Origin of the sequence: Streptomyces sp. NPDC102402, assembly GCF_044765765.1 — a bacterium.
Classification (GTDB): domain Bacteria; phylum Actinomycetota; class Actinomycetes; order Streptomycetales; family Streptomycetaceae; genus Streptomyces.
The window spans coordinates 903,588-918,621 of sequence record NZ_JBIWKR010000001.1 but is presented as its reverse complement, the minus strand read 5'-3'; the positions used below and the strand labels follow the sequence as shown (position 1 = coordinate 918,621).

General features: G+C 70.3%; 13 protein-coding genes. 5 read left to right on the top strand and 8 right to left on the bottom strand.

Translation table 11 applies throughout. The features are described 5' to 3' along the window. Window positions 1-100 precede the first annotated feature (100 nt). The gene (gene htpG, locus ACIRJR_RS03950) at window positions 101-2,011 is read left to right on the top strand and encodes a molecular chaperone HtpG (protein WP_403773327.1); all 1,911 of its coding nucleotides are present in this window, start codon (window positions 101-103) and stop codon (window positions 2,009-2,011) included. Between the two features lie 379 nt (window positions 2,012-2,390). Further along, complete coding sequence (locus ACIRJR_RS03945) at window positions 2,391-3,185, top strand: SGNH/GDSL hydrolase family protein (protein WP_403773325.1); 795 nt, start codon at window positions 2,391-2,393, stop codon at window positions 3,183-3,185. A gap of 121 nt (window positions 3,186-3,306) precedes the next feature. Here the strand turns inward: ACIRJR_RS03945 and ACIRJR_RS03940 are convergent, their stop codons facing one another. Next, entirely contained in the window at window positions 3,307-3,735 is a 429-nt protein-coding gene (locus tag ACIRJR_RS03940) for a nuclear transport factor 2 family protein (protein WP_403773322.1), read from the bottom strand. A 266-nt stretch (window positions 3,736-4,001) separates the two neighbouring features. On the opposite strand from ACIRJR_RS03940, the gene ACIRJR_RS03935 reads away from it, so the two are divergent. Together ACIRJR_RS03935 and ACIRJR_RS03930 are read left to right on the top strand one after the other, a co-directional pair. After that, window positions 4,002-5,870, top strand: a complete 1,869-nt coding sequence (locus ACIRJR_RS03935) for a S9 family peptidase (protein WP_403773319.1) — start codon at window positions 4,002-4,004, stop codon at window positions 5,868-5,870. 62 nt (window positions 5,871-5,932) lie between these two features. Then, window positions 5,933-6,718: an SURF1 family protein gene (locus ACIRJR_RS03930; RefSeq protein WP_403773316.1), complete on the top strand. Its 786-nt coding sequence runs from the start codon at window positions 5,933-5,935 to the stop codon at window positions 6,716-6,718. Between the two features lie 421 nt (window positions 6,719-7,139). Here the strand turns inward: ACIRJR_RS03930 and ACIRJR_RS03925 are convergent, their stop codons facing one another. The 7 genes from ACIRJR_RS03925 to ACIRJR_RS03895 all read right to left on the bottom strand — a co-directional run bounded on the left by ACIRJR_RS03925 (window position 7,140) and on the right by ACIRJR_RS03895 (window position 13,870). Then, complete coding sequence (locus ACIRJR_RS03925; RefSeq protein WP_403773313.1) at window positions 7,140-8,567, bottom strand: hypothetical protein; 1,428 nt, start codon at window positions 8,565-8,567, stop codon at window positions 7,140-7,142. Further along, window positions 8,564-9,139 (bottom strand): SigE family RNA polymerase sigma factor, encoded by a 576-nt coding sequence (locus tag ACIRJR_RS03920; RefSeq protein ID WP_014155427.1) that lies wholly within the window; start codon window positions 9,137-9,139, stop codon window positions 8,564-8,566. The genes ACIRJR_RS03925 and ACIRJR_RS03920 overlap by 4 nt, the downstream gene beginning before the upstream one ends. Before the next feature lie 359 nt (window positions 9,140-9,498). Continuing rightward, complete coding sequence (locus ACIRJR_RS03915) at window positions 9,499-10,563, bottom strand: aspartate-semialdehyde dehydrogenase (RefSeq protein ID WP_403773310.1); 1,065 nt, start codon at window positions 10,561-10,563, stop codon at window positions 9,499-9,501. Beyond that, window positions 10,560-11,831 (bottom strand): aspartate kinase, encoded by a 1,272-nt coding sequence (locus ACIRJR_RS03910; protein WP_403773308.1) that lies wholly within the window; start codon window positions 11,829-11,831, stop codon window positions 10,560-10,562. Before ACIRJR_RS03910 ends, ACIRJR_RS03915 begins: the two co-directional genes overlap by 4 nt. Window positions 11,832-12,130: 299 nt before the next feature. After that, window positions 12,131-12,790, bottom strand: a complete 660-nt coding sequence (locus ACIRJR_RS03905; protein WP_403773305.1) for a DUF5063 domain-containing protein — start codon at window positions 12,788-12,790, stop codon at window positions 12,131-12,133. Between the two features lie 83 nt (window positions 12,791-12,873). Further along, on the bottom strand, window positions 12,874-13,473 hold the full coding sequence (gene recR / locus ACIRJR_RS03900) for a recombination mediator RecR (protein WP_031090791.1): 600 nt from the start codon (window positions 13,471-13,473) through the stop codon (window positions 12,874-12,876). 61 nt (window positions 13,474-13,534) lie between these two features. Then, on the bottom strand, window positions 13,535-13,870 hold the full coding sequence (locus tag ACIRJR_RS03895) for a YbaB/EbfC family nucleoid-associated protein (RefSeq protein WP_403773809.1): 336 nt from the start codon (window positions 13,868-13,870) through the stop codon (window positions 13,535-13,537). A gap of 359 nt (window positions 13,871-14,229) precedes the next feature. Between ACIRJR_RS03895 and ACIRJR_RS03890 the strand changes: the two genes are divergently transcribed. Further along, window positions 14,230-15,015, top strand: a complete 786-nt coding sequence (locus ACIRJR_RS03890) for an SLATT domain-containing protein (RefSeq protein WP_403773300.1) — start codon at window positions 14,230-14,232, stop codon at window positions 15,013-15,015. Window positions 15,016-15,034 lie beyond the last annotated feature (19 nt).

The window sequence follows — 15,034 nt, the reverse complement described above, 5'->3', positions numbered from 1 at the left end:
GGCCAACAGCCCGGAGCGAACGGGCACATGGGCGGCCCGGGGCCTGGTTACGATATGCAGCGGCTCAGACGACCTACCCCAGGAAAAGGAACCCGCACCCATGCCGGCCGAGACGTTCGAGTTTCAGGTAGAAGCTCGCCAGCTCCTGCAGATGATGATCCATTCGATTTACTCGAACAAGGACGTTTTCCTGCGTGAGCTCATTTCCAATTCTTCGGACGCGCTGGACAAGCTGCGACTGGAATCTCTGCGCGGCGATCAGGTCCAGGCGGACACGTCCGATCTGCATATCGCCATCGAGGCCGACCAGGAGAAGCGCACCCTGACGGTGCGCGACAACGGCATCGGAATGTCGCACGACGAGGTCGTGCAGCTGATCGGGACGATCGCCAATTCCGGTACCGCGAAATTCCTCCAGGAACTGAAGGAGGCCAAGGACGCCGCCTCGTCCGAGGAACTCATCGGACAGTTCGGCGTCGGGTTCTATTCCAGTTTCATGGTCGCCGACGAGGTCACCCTCCTCACCCGGCGCGCGGGTGAGGAGACGGGCACGCGCTGGCGGTCCAGCGGTGAGGGCACGTACACCGTCGAGTCCGTGGACGACGCACCCCAGGGCACCTCGGTCACGCTGCGCCTCAAGCCCGAGGACGCCGAGGACAAGCTCTTCGACTACGCCTCGCCCTGGAAGATCAGGGAAATCGTCAAACGCTACTCGGACTTCATCACCTGGCCCATCCGCATGGCCGCGACGGTGGCGGAGGGCGCCGAGCCCGAGACCGAGACCGTCAACTCGATGAAGGCCCTGTGGGCCCGCTCGAAGGACTCCGTGACCGATGAGGAGTACAGCGAGCTGTACAAGCACATCAGTCATGACTGGACCGACCCGCTCGAGACCCTCCGCATGCAGGCGGAGGGCACCTTCGAATACCAGGCCCTGCTCTTCCTGCCTTCCCACGCACCGCAGGACCTGTTCATGCAGGACCACAAGCGCGGAGTTCAGCTCTATGTGAAGCGCGTATTCATCATGGATGACTGCGAAGCGCTTATGCCGACGTATCTCCGCTTCGTCAAGGGCGTGGTCGACGCCCAGGATCTCTCACTGAACGTGTCGCGCGAGATCCTTCAGCAGGACCGCCAGATCGAGATGATGCGGCGCCGCCTGGTCAAGAAGGTGCTCTCGACGGTGAAGGACATGAGGTCCAAGGCCCCCGAGAAGTACGGGACGTTCTGGAAGGAATTCGGCCGGGTCCTCAAGGAAGGGCTGTTCCAGGACTTCGAGAACCGGGACGCGATCCTGGAGATCTGCTCGTTCGCCTCGACCCGGGACGAGGCGGAGCTGACCACCCTGCGCTCGTACGTGGAGCGGATGAAGGAGGGCCAGGAGCAGATCTACTACATGACCGGCGAGTCGCGTGCGGCCATGGAGAGCTCGCCCCACATGGAGGCCTTCCGCGCCAAGGGGTTCGAGGTCCTCCTGCTCACCGACCCGGTCGACGAGGTCTGGGTCCAGTCCGTTCCCGAGTTCGACGGCAAGCCGCTCCAGTCCATCTCCAAGGGCGAGGTCGATCTCGACACCGACGAGGAGAAGAAGGAGGTCGAGGCCGAGCGTGAGCAGCAGCAGCAGGAGTACGCCGGTCTGCTGACGTGGATGACGGAGCAGCTCGGTGACTCCGTGAAGGAGGTGCGCCTCTCCTCACGTCTCACCGTCTCGCCGGCCTGCATCGTCTCGGACACGCACGATGTCACTCCGGCCCTGGAGAACATGTACCGCGCCATGGGCCAGGAGGTGCCGCAGATCAAGCGCATCCTGGAGCTCAACCCCTCGCACGCGCTGATCGGGGGGCTGAAGAAGGCCCACGCGGAGCGGAGCGGCGAGGAGGGCGCCTCGACCGAACTGGCCGAGACGGCCGAACTCGTCCACGGCCTGGCTCTCCTGTCGGACGGTGGCGAGCTGAGTGACCCCTCGCGATTCAGCAGGCTGATGGCGGACCGCCTGGAGCGCACGCTGTAGCCCTTCCGCCCCCACGCACACGAACGCGGCCGCCAGGATCCCCTGGCGGCCGCGTTCGTGTGCGTGGACGCCTGCCATGTCGGCCCGGTCGGTCGTGAAGGGCGGCGGCAACGGGAAGCGGCGGCCGTTCGAACACATGGCGCTCCCCCCGAGATGACTCAGCGGAGTCAGGATGCGCGCCGACAGCCTTCTCAACTTCACTGGATCGAGGGCTTGTAGATGGTTTATCTACGCGCGGAGCATCGACGACCGAACGATCCTTCGGGCATATCAGACGACTTTCCCCGAGCCCATTACCGCCGAGTACCGGGAGCTGCTACAAACGTGCACGCCCCACGAACTCCCCACTCGTCCCCCACATTTCGAAGGGCTGGCAGCCATGTCAGTACGAACCTTCCGGGCGTCCGTCTTCACTCTCGCGATCGCCGCGGTGGCCGCACTCGGTGTCGCACAACCAGCATCCGCCGCGGGCGGCAACTACGTCGCTCTCGGTGACTCCTACTCCTCAGGAGTCGGCGCCGGGAGCTACACCTCCGAGAGCGGCGACTGCCTGCGCAGCACCAAGGCCTACCCGTACCTCTGGAAGAACGCGAACAACCCGTCGTCCTTCACCTTCGTCGCCTGCTCGGGTGCCACGACGTCGTCCGTCTCCAGCGGCCAGCTGAGTGCGCTCAGCTCGTCGACCACGCTCGTGAGCGTCACGGCCGGCGGCAACGACGTCGGGTTCGCGGACGTCATGCAGACCTGTGTCCTGCAGAGCGAGGCCAACTGTGTGAGCCGGGTGAACACGGCGGTCTCCCAGATGCAGAACACCCTGCCGGGCCGGCTCGACTCGCTCTACGACGGCATCAGTTCGCGTGCCCCGCAGGCCCACGTGGTGGTCCTGGGGTACCCGCGCTTCTACAAGCTCTCGGGAACCTGCATCGCCGGGCTCACGGAGACCGAACGCGGGGCGATCAACAACGCCTCGGACGTGCTGAACGGGGTGCTCGCGAAGCGGGCGGCCGACGCGGGGTTCACCTTCTCCGGCGTGGCGGACGAATTCACCGGGCACGAGCTCTGCTCGGGTGACGCGTGGATCCACAGCGTGTCCATCCCGATCACCAATTCCTACCACCCCAAGGCGATCGGGCAGTCGAACGGCTATCTGCCCGCCTTCAGGTCTGCCGCCTGACGCGCGTAGACCTGAGCGCCCGGCTCACGCGGCGACGCCTCCCGCCTCGCCCGAGGCGTCGCCGCCCCGCCCGGTGGGCCCTTGGGGGCCTCCCGGCGGACACCTCCCGCGTGCTCCCGGATCAGTACCGTTCGACCAGGTGCTCCCGGCCTGCCGGGGGCTCGTACGGCTCCGGCCAGAAGTCCGTCACCCCGGCGATCCTGCCGTCCGCGTCGAAGGTGAAGAAATGGACGGCGTGCATCTCCTCCTCCCCCACGGTGACCACCGTCCGGGCGGCGGCCTGCCGGCCCTCCCCGTCGGCCACGATCCGCTCGATCCGCTCGATCCGCACGTGCCGGTCCCCGGGGTACTCCTGGTTGAACCGCACACAGCGCTCTCTGCCGAGGACGCGCTCGCGGCTCTGCGGCAGGTCGTACACCATGTCGTCGGCGAGGGTGGCGGCGAACGCGCCCCAGTCGCGGGCGTCGGCGGCCGCCCAGTACGCCTCCACGGCGGCACGCACCTCGGCGGCCCCCCACGTGGTGCCGGCTCCGCCGGTCGTCTCGGTCATGCTCCCGAGTGTGGCGCCCGCCACTGACAGTCCGCCGGGGTGCGGCGGTACCCGCCCGCGTTCCGCACCGGAGCGGGCACGGCGTGGGCGGTGCCGAACACGAGTCCGGCACCGCCCGGGCGGCGTCGTACGCGTCGGAGGCGTCGGAGGCGTCGGAGGCGTCGGAGGCGATGGAAGCCGGAGAGGTCGTCCACAGGCTGAGGATGCGCGCGAACAGTTATCCACAGGCCGCCCGTCAGTGTGGCCGCATCGGGTTGGATGGGGTCATGAGCGACACAGAGAACACCCCGTCCGTGCCGGAGCGGGAGCCGGAGCCGCCGCAGTGGGAGCAGCGCTTCCGCGCCGCGCGGGTGTCCCTACCCGACTGGGCCGAGGACGCCCCCGACCGCGCGCTCTTCGTCTCGAACGCCACCGGTACGTACGAGCTGTACGCCTGGGACCGCGCGACCGGCGGGCAGCGCCAGGTCACCGACCGGCCCAACGGGACGACCGACGGGGTGCTGACCCCGGACGGCCGGTCCGTCTGGTGGTTCGCCGACACCGACGGCGACGAGTTCGGTGTGTGGATGCGGCAGCCCTTCGACGGCGGGGCGGACGAGCCGGCCGCACCCGGTCTGGAGGCCTCCTATCCGGCCGGGCTCGCGATCGGGCGTGACGGCACGGCGGTGGTCGGCCGCTCGACGGACGAGGAAGGCACGACCGTTCACCTGGTCCGGGCCGGGGCGGAGCCGGTCGAGATCTACCGGCACCGGGAGTCGGCGGGTGTGGGCGACCTCTCTCACGACGGTTCGCTGATCGCCCTGGAGCACACGGAGCACGGCGACGCGATGCACTCCGCGCTGCGGGTGGTGCGCCCGGACGGTTCGACGGTCGCCGAACTCGACGACACCGAGGGCGGCACGAAGGAGCTGGGCCTGTCGGTGCTGGGGTTCGCCCCGGTGGCCGGTGACACACGGCTGCTGATCGGACATCAGCGGCGCGGACGGTGGGAGCCGATGATCTGGGACCCCGTGGCGGGGACGCAGACGGACCTGCATGTCGACCTGCCGGGGGACGCCGGCGCCGAGTGGTATCCCGACGGCTCCGCGCTGCTGATCGAGCACGGCTTCGAGGCACGCAGCGAGCTGTGGCGGTACGAGCCGGGCGCCGCGGAGCCGGTGCGGGTGGAGACCCCGGCCGGGACGGTGTCGGGTGCCACGGCCCGCCCGGACGGGACCGTGGAGTACCTCTGGTCGTCGGCCGCACAGCCGCCCGTCGTGCGGTCCACGACGGGTGCCGTCGTCCTCGACCCGCCGGGTGCGAAGGCACCGGCCTCGGTGCCGGTGAGTGACGCCTGGGTGGATGGCCCCGGCGGTCGTATCCACGCCCTGGTGCAGGCGCCGGCCACCGGCGACGGCCCGTTCCCCACGGTCTTCGAGATACACGGAGGACCCACCTGGCACGACAGTGACGCCTTCGCCTCGGGTCCCGCCGCATGGGTGGACCACGGCTTCGCCGTCGTGCGCGTCAACTACCGCGGGTCGACGGGGTACGGCCGCGCCTGGACGGACGCGCTCAAGCACAGGGTCGGGCTGATCGAGCTCGAGGACATCGCGGCTGTCCGGGACTGGGCGGTGGCGTCGGGGCTGGCGGATCCGGAGCGGCTGGTGCTGGCCGGCGGCTCGTGGGGCGGCTATCTGACCCTGCTCGGGCTCGGTACGCAGCCTGACGCCTGGGCCCTCGGGCTTGCAGCGGTCCCGGTCGCCGACTACGTCACGGCGTACCACGACGAGATGGAAGCGCTGAAGGCGATGGACCGCACGCTGCTCGGCGGGACCCCGGAGGAGGTTCCCGAGCGCTTCGAGGCCTCGTCCCCGCTGACCTACGTGGACGCGGTGCGCGCCCCGGTCTACATCTCCGCCGGCGTCAACGACCCGCGCTGCCCGATCCGCCAGGTGGAGAACTACGTGGACCGCCTGGCGGCCCGTGGCGCGGTCCACGAGGTGTACCGCTACGACGCGGGGCACGGTTCGCTCGTGGTGGAGGAGCGGATCAAACAGGTGCGGCTGGAGCTGGAGTTCGCGCTGCGCCACCTGGGCCGGGACCGGGCGGGCGGCCCGGTGGACGGCCGGGAGGAGCGGAGGCCGACGGCATAAGGTCCGGATAAATGGTGCACCCCGCTCCGGGGGGCCGGAGCGGGGAACCGTACCGTGGAGGGGTGTACCGGTTCCTGCTGACCCCGCGGTGGTGGGGGATCAACCTCTTCGTCGTGCTGGCCATCCCCTTCTGCGTGTTCATGGGTACGTGGCAGCTCGGCCGTTTCGAGGACCGCGTGCAGACGCACGAGAAGGCCGAGGAGCGCCCCGATCCGGGCACCCGCTCCCCCGAGCCGCTCGACGAGCTGCTGCCCGTGAACACGGAGACCTCGGGCCGTCCCGCGGTGGCGACGGGGACGTACGCCGACCAGTTCCTGGTACCCGGCCGCAGGCTGGACGACCGTAACGGCTTCTACGTGCTGAATCTGCTGCGCACCGACGGTGGCAAGGCGCTGCCCGTCGTACGCGGCTGGCTGGCGGGCACACCGGGAGGCGCCGAGGTACCCGCGGCGCCGACGGGCGAGGTCACCGTGACCGGCGATCTGCAGGCATCCGAGAACAGCGGGACGACCGGTGTGGACGTCAGCGGCGGTCTCCCCGAGGGGCAGCTCGGCATGATCAGCGCGGCTTCCCTGGTGAACCTCGTCCCGTACGACGTGTACGACGCCTGGGTGACCCTGCCCGCGCCCGGTACGGGCGGGGCCACCGGCGCGGACGGGATGAAGCCGGTGCCGGCGGCGGCGGCGCAGGGCAGCGGGCTCGATCTGAAGGCCTTCCAGAACCTCGGCTACACCGGCGAGTGGTTCGTCTTCGGCGGCTTCGTGCTCTTCATGTGGTTCCGGCTCGTGCGCCGCGAGGCGGAGGCCGCGCGCGACGTGCGGCTGGGCCTCGCTGCCGACGCCGACTGACGCACCCGCCCCGCGCGGAGGGAGACACGCGCGGAGGGAGACACGCGCGGAGGGAGCCACGCGCGGAGGGAGCCACGGACGGCACGCGCGGATACGGGCAGGGGCCCGCCGGAACCATGAGTTCCCGGCGGGCCCCTGCCCGTATCCGTAGCGCGTCCCTGTCCGCCCCCGGGGTGGCGCACGCGTTCCCTGCCCGGGACGCCCGTGCCGGGCCGACGCCCGCCGCGCCCCCGAACCGGGCCGACGCCACGCCCTCCGCGCCCTGTGACGGCCCGACGCCCGCCGCGTCCCGGGCCGGCCCTACGCCCTACGCGCCCCGTGACGGCCCCGTGCCCGCCGCGCCCCCGGGCCGGACCACGCCGGAGTCCTCCGCAGGCGGCCGGCTCCGCCCAGGCCCGGACCGGCCGCGAGGTCTTCGGACCTACGAGGCGTCGAGTACGCCCGTGCGGTAGATCGTGCCCGCGCAGGCGTTGCCGATGGTGGTCTCCGCGGTCGGCGCCCCCGCCTCCGGGGTGTGTGTGACCGCGATGCTGCCGTCCGCCGTACCGTCGTCCGCGCTGCCGAACTGCGCCACGGTGTCGGTCGTGTCCGCGGCGGCCCCCGTGCCTTCGCCTCCGCCGCCGCCTCCGCCTCCGTCGCCGTCCGTGGGCGTCGGGCTGGGCGAACCGCCGTCGGTCGGGCAGGTGTCCGACGGAACCCACGCGAAGCGCACCTCGTACGCCATCGCCGGCTTCAGGAGTACGGTCCCCGGCTCCACCGAGGGGTCGGGCAGCCCGGCCGCGGGATCACCCGCGGTGTGCTGCACCACCGTGATCTTCAGCGGGTCGGCGGCTCCCGCCGCCGAGAATCCGACCGTGCCGTTGCTGGTCACCGAGCAGGCGTCCTCGGACGCGTTGGCGATCCTGAAGGTTCCGTACACCTTGCCGTCCGCACCGGCCGCGCCCGACTCGGCGGAGGCGACCTTGAGCTGGCCGGGGTCGCAGGAGGCGGTGGCGGCGGCCGCTGAGTCCTCGGGGTCGCCCAGACCGTCGGTCCCGCTGCCCTCGGCGCCCGGTTCCGAGCCCTGCGACGGGGACGCGGACGTGCCGTTGTCCCCCTCGGCGCCCGCACTCCGGCGGTCAGCGGGGCCCGCCGCCTTCCCGCCGTCCGCCGCGGCGCCCGCGTCCTCGCCACTGCCGCCCTGCGTCTGCTCGCCGTGGCCCGCGATGGCCGGGTTGGCGGTGGCCGAGCCCTCCGAATTGGCCACGTGGACGAAGGCGGGTACCGCCGTACCGATCAGCAGCGCCGCTGCCGCGGCGCCCACCACGCCCTGACGCCGCCTGGCGCGCCGGGCGGGCACCGCGCGGTGCAGATGGTCGAGGGTCCCGTCGGAGGGCTCCAGGCCCTGGACAGCGCCCTGCAGCATCCGGCGCAGCGCGATCTCGTCCATGCCGTCGCCGCCGGCGCCCACCCCGGAGCCGCCGGGAACGCCCCCGCCGCCGGAACCGCCCCTGCCACCGGAGCCGCCGGGAACGCCCCTGCCACCGAAGAGCTCGGTCAGCGTGCCTCCGCCGCTCCCGCCGGACGAGCCGCCCGGGTGGCGCCCCGGGGAGTCCTGCCCGTCGGAACCGCCCGGGTGGCGCCCCGGGGAGTCGTGCCCGTCGGAACCGCCCGGGTCACGGCCCTCGGAGTCCGCGCCCGTGGCGGCGGCACCTGCGGCGGTCTCCGCGCCGTCGGGCCAGGCGGTGTCGGCGTCCTGCCTTCGTTCACCGTCCCGCTCAGGATCGGTGTTCGGGGTGTTCTCCGGCCCGTGGTTCACAATTCCGTTTCCAGTCCGGTCATCGTCGTGCCTGTGCTCGGGCCTGCTCATGCCTGCGCCTCCATCACCACGCGCAGTGCCGCAATGCCCCGGGAGCCGTACGCCTTCACCGAACCGAGCGATATCCCCAGCGTCTCCGCGACCTGGGCCTCCGTCATGTCCGAGAAGTAGCGCAGCACCAGCACTTCGCGCTGGCGGCGCTGCAGCCCCTTCATCGCTTTGATCAGCGCGTCCCGCTCCAGCTGGTCGTACGCGCCCTCCTCCGCGCTCGCCATGTCGGGCATCGGCTTCGAGAGGAGCTTCAGCCCGAGGATGCGGCGTCGCAACGCGGAGCGGGACAGGTTGACCACGGTCTGACGGAGGTACGCGAGCGTCTTCTCCGGGTCGCGCACCCGGTTACGCGCCGAGTGCACCCGGATGAACGCCTCCTGCACCACGTCCTCGCAGGACGCGGTGTCATCCAGAAGGAGCGCGGCAAGACCCAGCAGCGACCGGTAATGGGCGCGATACGTCTCGGTGAGATGGTCGACCGTCGTCCCCGCCGCCACCGTCCCCTCAGCGCCCTCGCGCTGCGACGGCAGCCGGGTGGATCGTGCAGCGGGCATGGGCGCAATCACCGGCATACCGCCGGCTGCGCGGGGCCTCCGGAGCGGACGCACCGAAGCGCCTCGCAACGGGCCCACCACTGTGATGTCGAGAACCTCTGCCACGCCAGTTGGACACGCTTCCCCCCGTCAGGGTTGTACGCGTACGGCACCGCGTTCGATGCTGTGCGACATGCCCTCATTCGTACCTGCTCTTCCCCAAATGCCCTGAAAACACATCCAGCCACGCAAGAAGTGACGACGTAGACGCATCGCACCCGCTCAGCGGTTGCGGAGGGCCAGGAGATCATCGTCGGACATGACAACGCCCCAGCTCAAGAGGTTCAGACCAGCGAATTACCCACAGGGCGCACACAGATCCTACAAAACAGATTCGATCAGGTGCGAGGAAATTCCCCGGCCACCGACTCCGCGATCTGGGCCACGTTGAGAGCCGCGCCCTTTCGGAGGTTGTCGCCGCAGACGAACATGTCGACGGCATGCGGATCGTCCATCGACTGCCTCACCCGGCCCACCCAGGTCGGGTCGGTGCCGACCACATCGGACGGGGTGGGGAAGTCACCGGCCGCCGGACTGTCGAAGAGCACCACCCCGGGCGCGGTCGCGAGGACCTCGTGCGCCCGGTCCACGGCGACCTCGTTCTCGAAGCGCGCGTGCACGGACATCGAGTGCGTCGCCACGACGGGCACGTACACACAGGTCGCCGTCACCTTCAGGCCCGGCAGGCCCAGGATCTTCCGGCACTCCTCGCGGATCGCCAGCTCCTCGGAGGACCAGCCGTCCCCCGCATCGGTCCCGGCCCAAGGCACCACGTTCAGCGCCACCGGGGCGGCGAAGGGGCTCTTGTCCCCGTCGCCCAGAGCACGTCTGACATCCCCGGGGCGGGTGCCGAGCTCCGTTCCCGCCACCAGGGCGAGCTGCTCCCGGAGCGCGGCGACACCGTCGCGGCCCGCGCCGCTCACGGCCTGGTAGGAGGAGACGATCAGCTCCCGAAGCCCGAATTCGGCATGCAGCGCCCCGACCGCGACGATCAGCGAGAGCGTCGAGCAGTTCGGCGACGCGACGATGCCGCGGGGCCTCGACCTCGCGGCATGGGGATTGATCTCAGGGACGACCAGGGGCACGTCGTCGTCCAGACGGAAGGCGGCCGAGCCGTCCACGACCACGGCCCCCCAGGCGGCGGCCACCGGCCCCCACTGCGCGGACACCTCGTCCGGCACCAGGAACAGGGCGACGTCCACCCCGTCGAACACGTCCTCGGCGATCGCGAGGACCTCGGTCTCCTCGCCGCGTACGGCCAGCTTGGTGCCGGCCGTACGCGGCGAGGAGACCAGTCTGACCTCGCCCCAGACATCCTCGTGCTGCGAGAGGATCTGGAGCATGACGCCGCCGATCACCCCGGTCGCGCCTACGACCGCGAGTGAGGGGCGGCGTCCGGTCATCGGCCGGTGCCTCCGTAGACGACGGCGTCGTCGGCGTCGCTGTCGAGACCGAAGGCGCTGTGCACGGCGCGCACGGCCTCGTTGACGTCGTCGGCGCGGGTGACGACCGAGATCCGGATCTCCGAAGTGGAGATCAGCTCGATGTTCACGCCGACCTCGGACAGCGCCTCGAAGAAGCCCGCCGTGACGCCGGGGTTGGTCTTCATGCCCGCGCCGACGAGAGAGATCTTGGCGATCTGGTCGTCGTAGCGCAGGGAGTCGAACCCTATGCCGGCGCGGGCGCGCTCCAGGGCGTCGATGGCCTTGCGGCCCTCCGTCTTGGGGAGGGTGAACGTGATGTCCGTCAGGCCGGTCGACGCGGCGGAGACGTTCTGCACCACCATGTCCATGTTGATCTCGGCGTCCGCGATGGCGCGGAAGATCGCGGCGGCCTCGCCCGGCTTGTCGGGGACACCGACGACCGTGACCTTGGCCTCGGAGACGTCGTGGGCGACTCCGGAGATGATGGCGTGCTCCACCTGCTGGTCCCCTTGCGGCTCGTTGCTGACCCAGGTGCCGCGCAGTCCGGAGAAGGACGAGCGGACGTGGATCGGGATGTTGTAACGGCGTGCGTACTCGACGCAGCGGTGCAGCAGCACCTTGGAGCCGGACGCCGCCAGCTCCAGCATGTCCTCGAAGGAGATCCAGTCGATCTTCTGGGCCTTCTTCACGACCCGGGGGTCGGCGGTGAAGACACCGTCCACGTCGGTGTAGATCTCACAGACCTCCGCGTCCAGCGCGGCGGCCAGCGCGACAGCGGTCGTGTCCGACCCACCGCGACCGAGCGTCGTGATGTTCTTGCCCTCCTGGCTCACACCCTGGAACCCGGCGACGATGGCGATGTTGCCCTCGTCGATCGAGGTCCGGATGCGGCCGGGCGTGACATCGATGATGCGCGCTTTGTTGTGGACCGAGTCGGTGATGACACCGGCCTGGCTGCCCGTGAACGACTGGGCCTCGTGGCCCAGGTTTTTGATCGCCATCGCCAGCAGGGCCATGGAGATCCGCTCTCCGGCGGTCAGCAGCATGTCGAACTCCCGACCGGCAGGCATCGGGGATACCTGCTCGGCGAGATCGATCAACTCGTCCGTCGTGTCGCCCATCGCGGACACCACGACAACCACCTGGTTGCCGTTCTTCTTGGCGTCCACGACTCGCTTGGCAACACGCTTGATGCCTTCGGCATCGGCTACGGAGGAGCCTCCGTACTTCTGCACGACAAGGCCCACGTGCGCTCCTCGCTCAATAATGGTGCGGTCGGCTCAGTTTAACGAGCAGTCCGGAATCGACCCGTCGGTACCGGATGGTGAGATGTCCCGCCCACCACCTGGTACGGCGTGTCGCCCCGGACCGCTCGTACCGGGCTGCTGCCCGCTCCCCCTCACCGCACGCCTCTTTGTGTCCCAGGCCACAGCGGGTCGCAGCAGGTCACGCAGGGCGCAGCGGCCCCGGGCGTCACCCGCCGAGACCGTGGAAAGCCCTGAACCGGTGCCTGGAGGACCGGCCGTGCAACGCCCTGAACCGGTGCCTAGAGGACCGGTCGCAGGCCCAGCGGTCCGGCGATCTCCTCGGCCATCACACGCCCCGCCTCCTCCGCCAGGTCCCCTTCACCCGGGTCCTGGTCGGTGTCCAGGCCGTCGAGCTCCTGGAGCGGCTGGTTCAGCCTGATGTGGGCGATCAGCGACTGGAGGGCGCGCAGGGCGGCCGACGCGGTGGAGCCCCAGTTGGAGAAGTACGAGAACTGCCACCACCACATGGCCTCGGCCGTGCGGTCCGCCTCGTAGTGCGCGAGGCCGTGCCCGAGGTCCGTGACCAGGTCGGCCAGGTCGTCGGAGATGCGGTGCGGCACGGGGGGCTTGCGCGGCTCGTACGGGTCGAAGACCTCGGAGTAGACGTCGATGGGCTCCAGGAGCTCCGCGAAGCGCTCGCGCAGCCCGTCGGCGTCCGGTTCGGGGCCCAGGTCCGGCTCGTAGCGCTCGTCCGGGATGATGTCCTCGTAGGCTCCGAGCCGGCCGCCGGCCAGGAGGAGCTGGGAGACCTGCAGGAGCAGGACCGGGACGGCCTCCTCCGGCTCCTCGGCCTTGGACACCTCGCCGACCGCGACGATGAACGTCTTGATCTGGTCCGCGATCTGGACGGCGAAGTCGTCCGGGTCCTGCGTGACGGAGTTCAGCGTGGCGTCAGACATCGAGGAGACCTCCCGTGGGCACGGTCACGAACGGTGGGTAGAACATAGCGCCGCCGAACGTAAGGCCGCCGTCAGATGCCGGATCACACATCGAGCAGCCGCCTCCCTTCGAAGGCGCGGCCGAGGGTGACCTCGTCCGCGTACTCCAGGTCGCCGCCCACCGGCAGCCCGCTGGCCAGCCGGGTGACCCGCAGGCCCATCGGCTTGACCATCCGGGCGAGGTACGTCGCCGTGGCCTCGCCCTCCAGGTTGGGGTCCGTCGCGAGGATCAGCTCGGTGATGGAGCCGTCCGCAAGCCGGGCCAGCAACTCCCTGATGCGCAGATCGTCGGGCCCGACGCCCTCGATCGGGCTGATCGCCCCGCCGAGCACGTGGTAGCGGCCCCGGAATTCACGGGTCCGCTCGATCGCGACGACGTCCTTGGGCTCCTCGACCACGCAGATGACCGTGCGGTCGCGGCGGGCGTCCCGGCAGATGCCGCACTGCTCCTGCTGGGCGACGTTCCCGCAGATCTCGCAGAAGCGGACCTTGTCCTTGACCTCGAGGAGGGCATGGGCCAGACGGCGTACGTCGGTGGGCTCGGCCTGCAGGATGTGGAAGGCGATCCTCTGCGCGCTCTTGGGACCGACGCCGGGCAGCCTGCCCAGTTCGTCGATCAGTTCCTGAACCACGCCTTCGTACAACGGAACGCCTTTCCTTCTTCCTGCTCGTACCGTAGCCGGTACGGGCTGGTGGCCACAGGGGTCAGAACGGGAGACCCGGCATGCCGCCCAGGCCCTGGGCCAGCGGGCCCAGCTTCTCCTGCTGGAGCTGCTGCGCGTTCTCGTTCGCCGCCTGGACGGCGGCGACCACGAGGTCGGCCAGCGTCTCGGTGTCCTCGGGGTCCACGGCACCCGGGTCGATGACCAGACCGCGGAGGTCGCCGGACCCGGTCACGGTGGCCTTCACGAGACCGCCGCCCGCCTGTCCCTCGACCTCGGTCCTGGCCAGCTCCTCCTGGGCCACGGCAAGATCCTGCTGCATCTTCTGGGCCTGCTGGAGCAGCTGCTGCATGTTGGGCTGGCCACCACCGGGAATCACGGTCACTCCTGGCATTTCGACGACGGATTGCTTCGGTACGCCGAGCCTACGTGTTCACCGGACACCGTGCCCCACCCGCAGGGGACCAACTCTTTCGAGTGAGTTCTGAAAACCACCTGCCGTGCTCCTATACCTGACCAGAGGCCGTGCACACCCGGGAATACCGCGATTTCGACCCCGCGGCCCACCATTCGGCGGTAGGAAGAGCAGGCGTATCCCTACCTGTACGCGCATCACGGGTAACGCAGAGTTACACGGATGAGGGCCCCGGTCATATGCCGGTACCGCCCCGCCGTGACCGAGAACCGTGCCGATCCGCGTCAGTGCGCGCCGGACGCAGAGTGCAGAGGAGTCCCCCGGTGAGTCAGCCGGAGATGCAGCCCGAAGGGCCGCCCCGCAAGGAGTCCGGCGCGGGAACCGGTGCCGGCACCGGAACGGAACGGTCCGGTTCGCGCTACGGTTCGGGCCCCCGGGACCTGACCGGCCGCGCCTTCCCCCTCGGCGACTGGGGCGAACCCGCCGAGCGGCTCGACGAGCTCTACCGCTGGGTCGAGGCAGGCGCCCTGGAGACCGCCGACTGGTACCTGCGCGACCGGGTCCGCAAGCGGCGCACGGCCAGACTGCTCCGGCTCGGGACGGCGGCGGGGGTGGTCGCGGGCGCGGCCCTTCCGCTGCTCGACCTGACCGGGGAACTGCACGGATCGGCCGGCTGGGGCTATCTGTCCCTGCTGCTGGGCGCCGCCTGCATGGCCTGCGACCGGTACTTCGGACTCACCTCCGGCTGGATAAGGAACCTCGCGACGGCGCAGGCCGTGCAGAGGCGCTTGCACGTGCTGCAGTTCGACTGGTCCTCCGAGTGCGTACGGGAGGTGCTCGGTCCGACCGAGGGCACCGCCAGCGAGGCCGCGGAGCGGTGCCTGGGGGTGCTGCGCCGGTTCTCGGAGGACATCACCGAGCTCGTCCGTATGGAGACGGCCGACTGGATGGTGGAGTTCCGGGCCGGTCCCGCACCCATGGGGATGCAGTCGCTGGTCTCGGGCGGGATCGGCGGGCGCCCCGAGCAGGCCCCGCCCGGCCGGCTCACCATGCCCTCGGTCGCCCGGCCGAACATGCCGCGCCAGCGGCCGCCGGAGCCGCCCCGGTGAGACCGGGGCGGACGCGGCC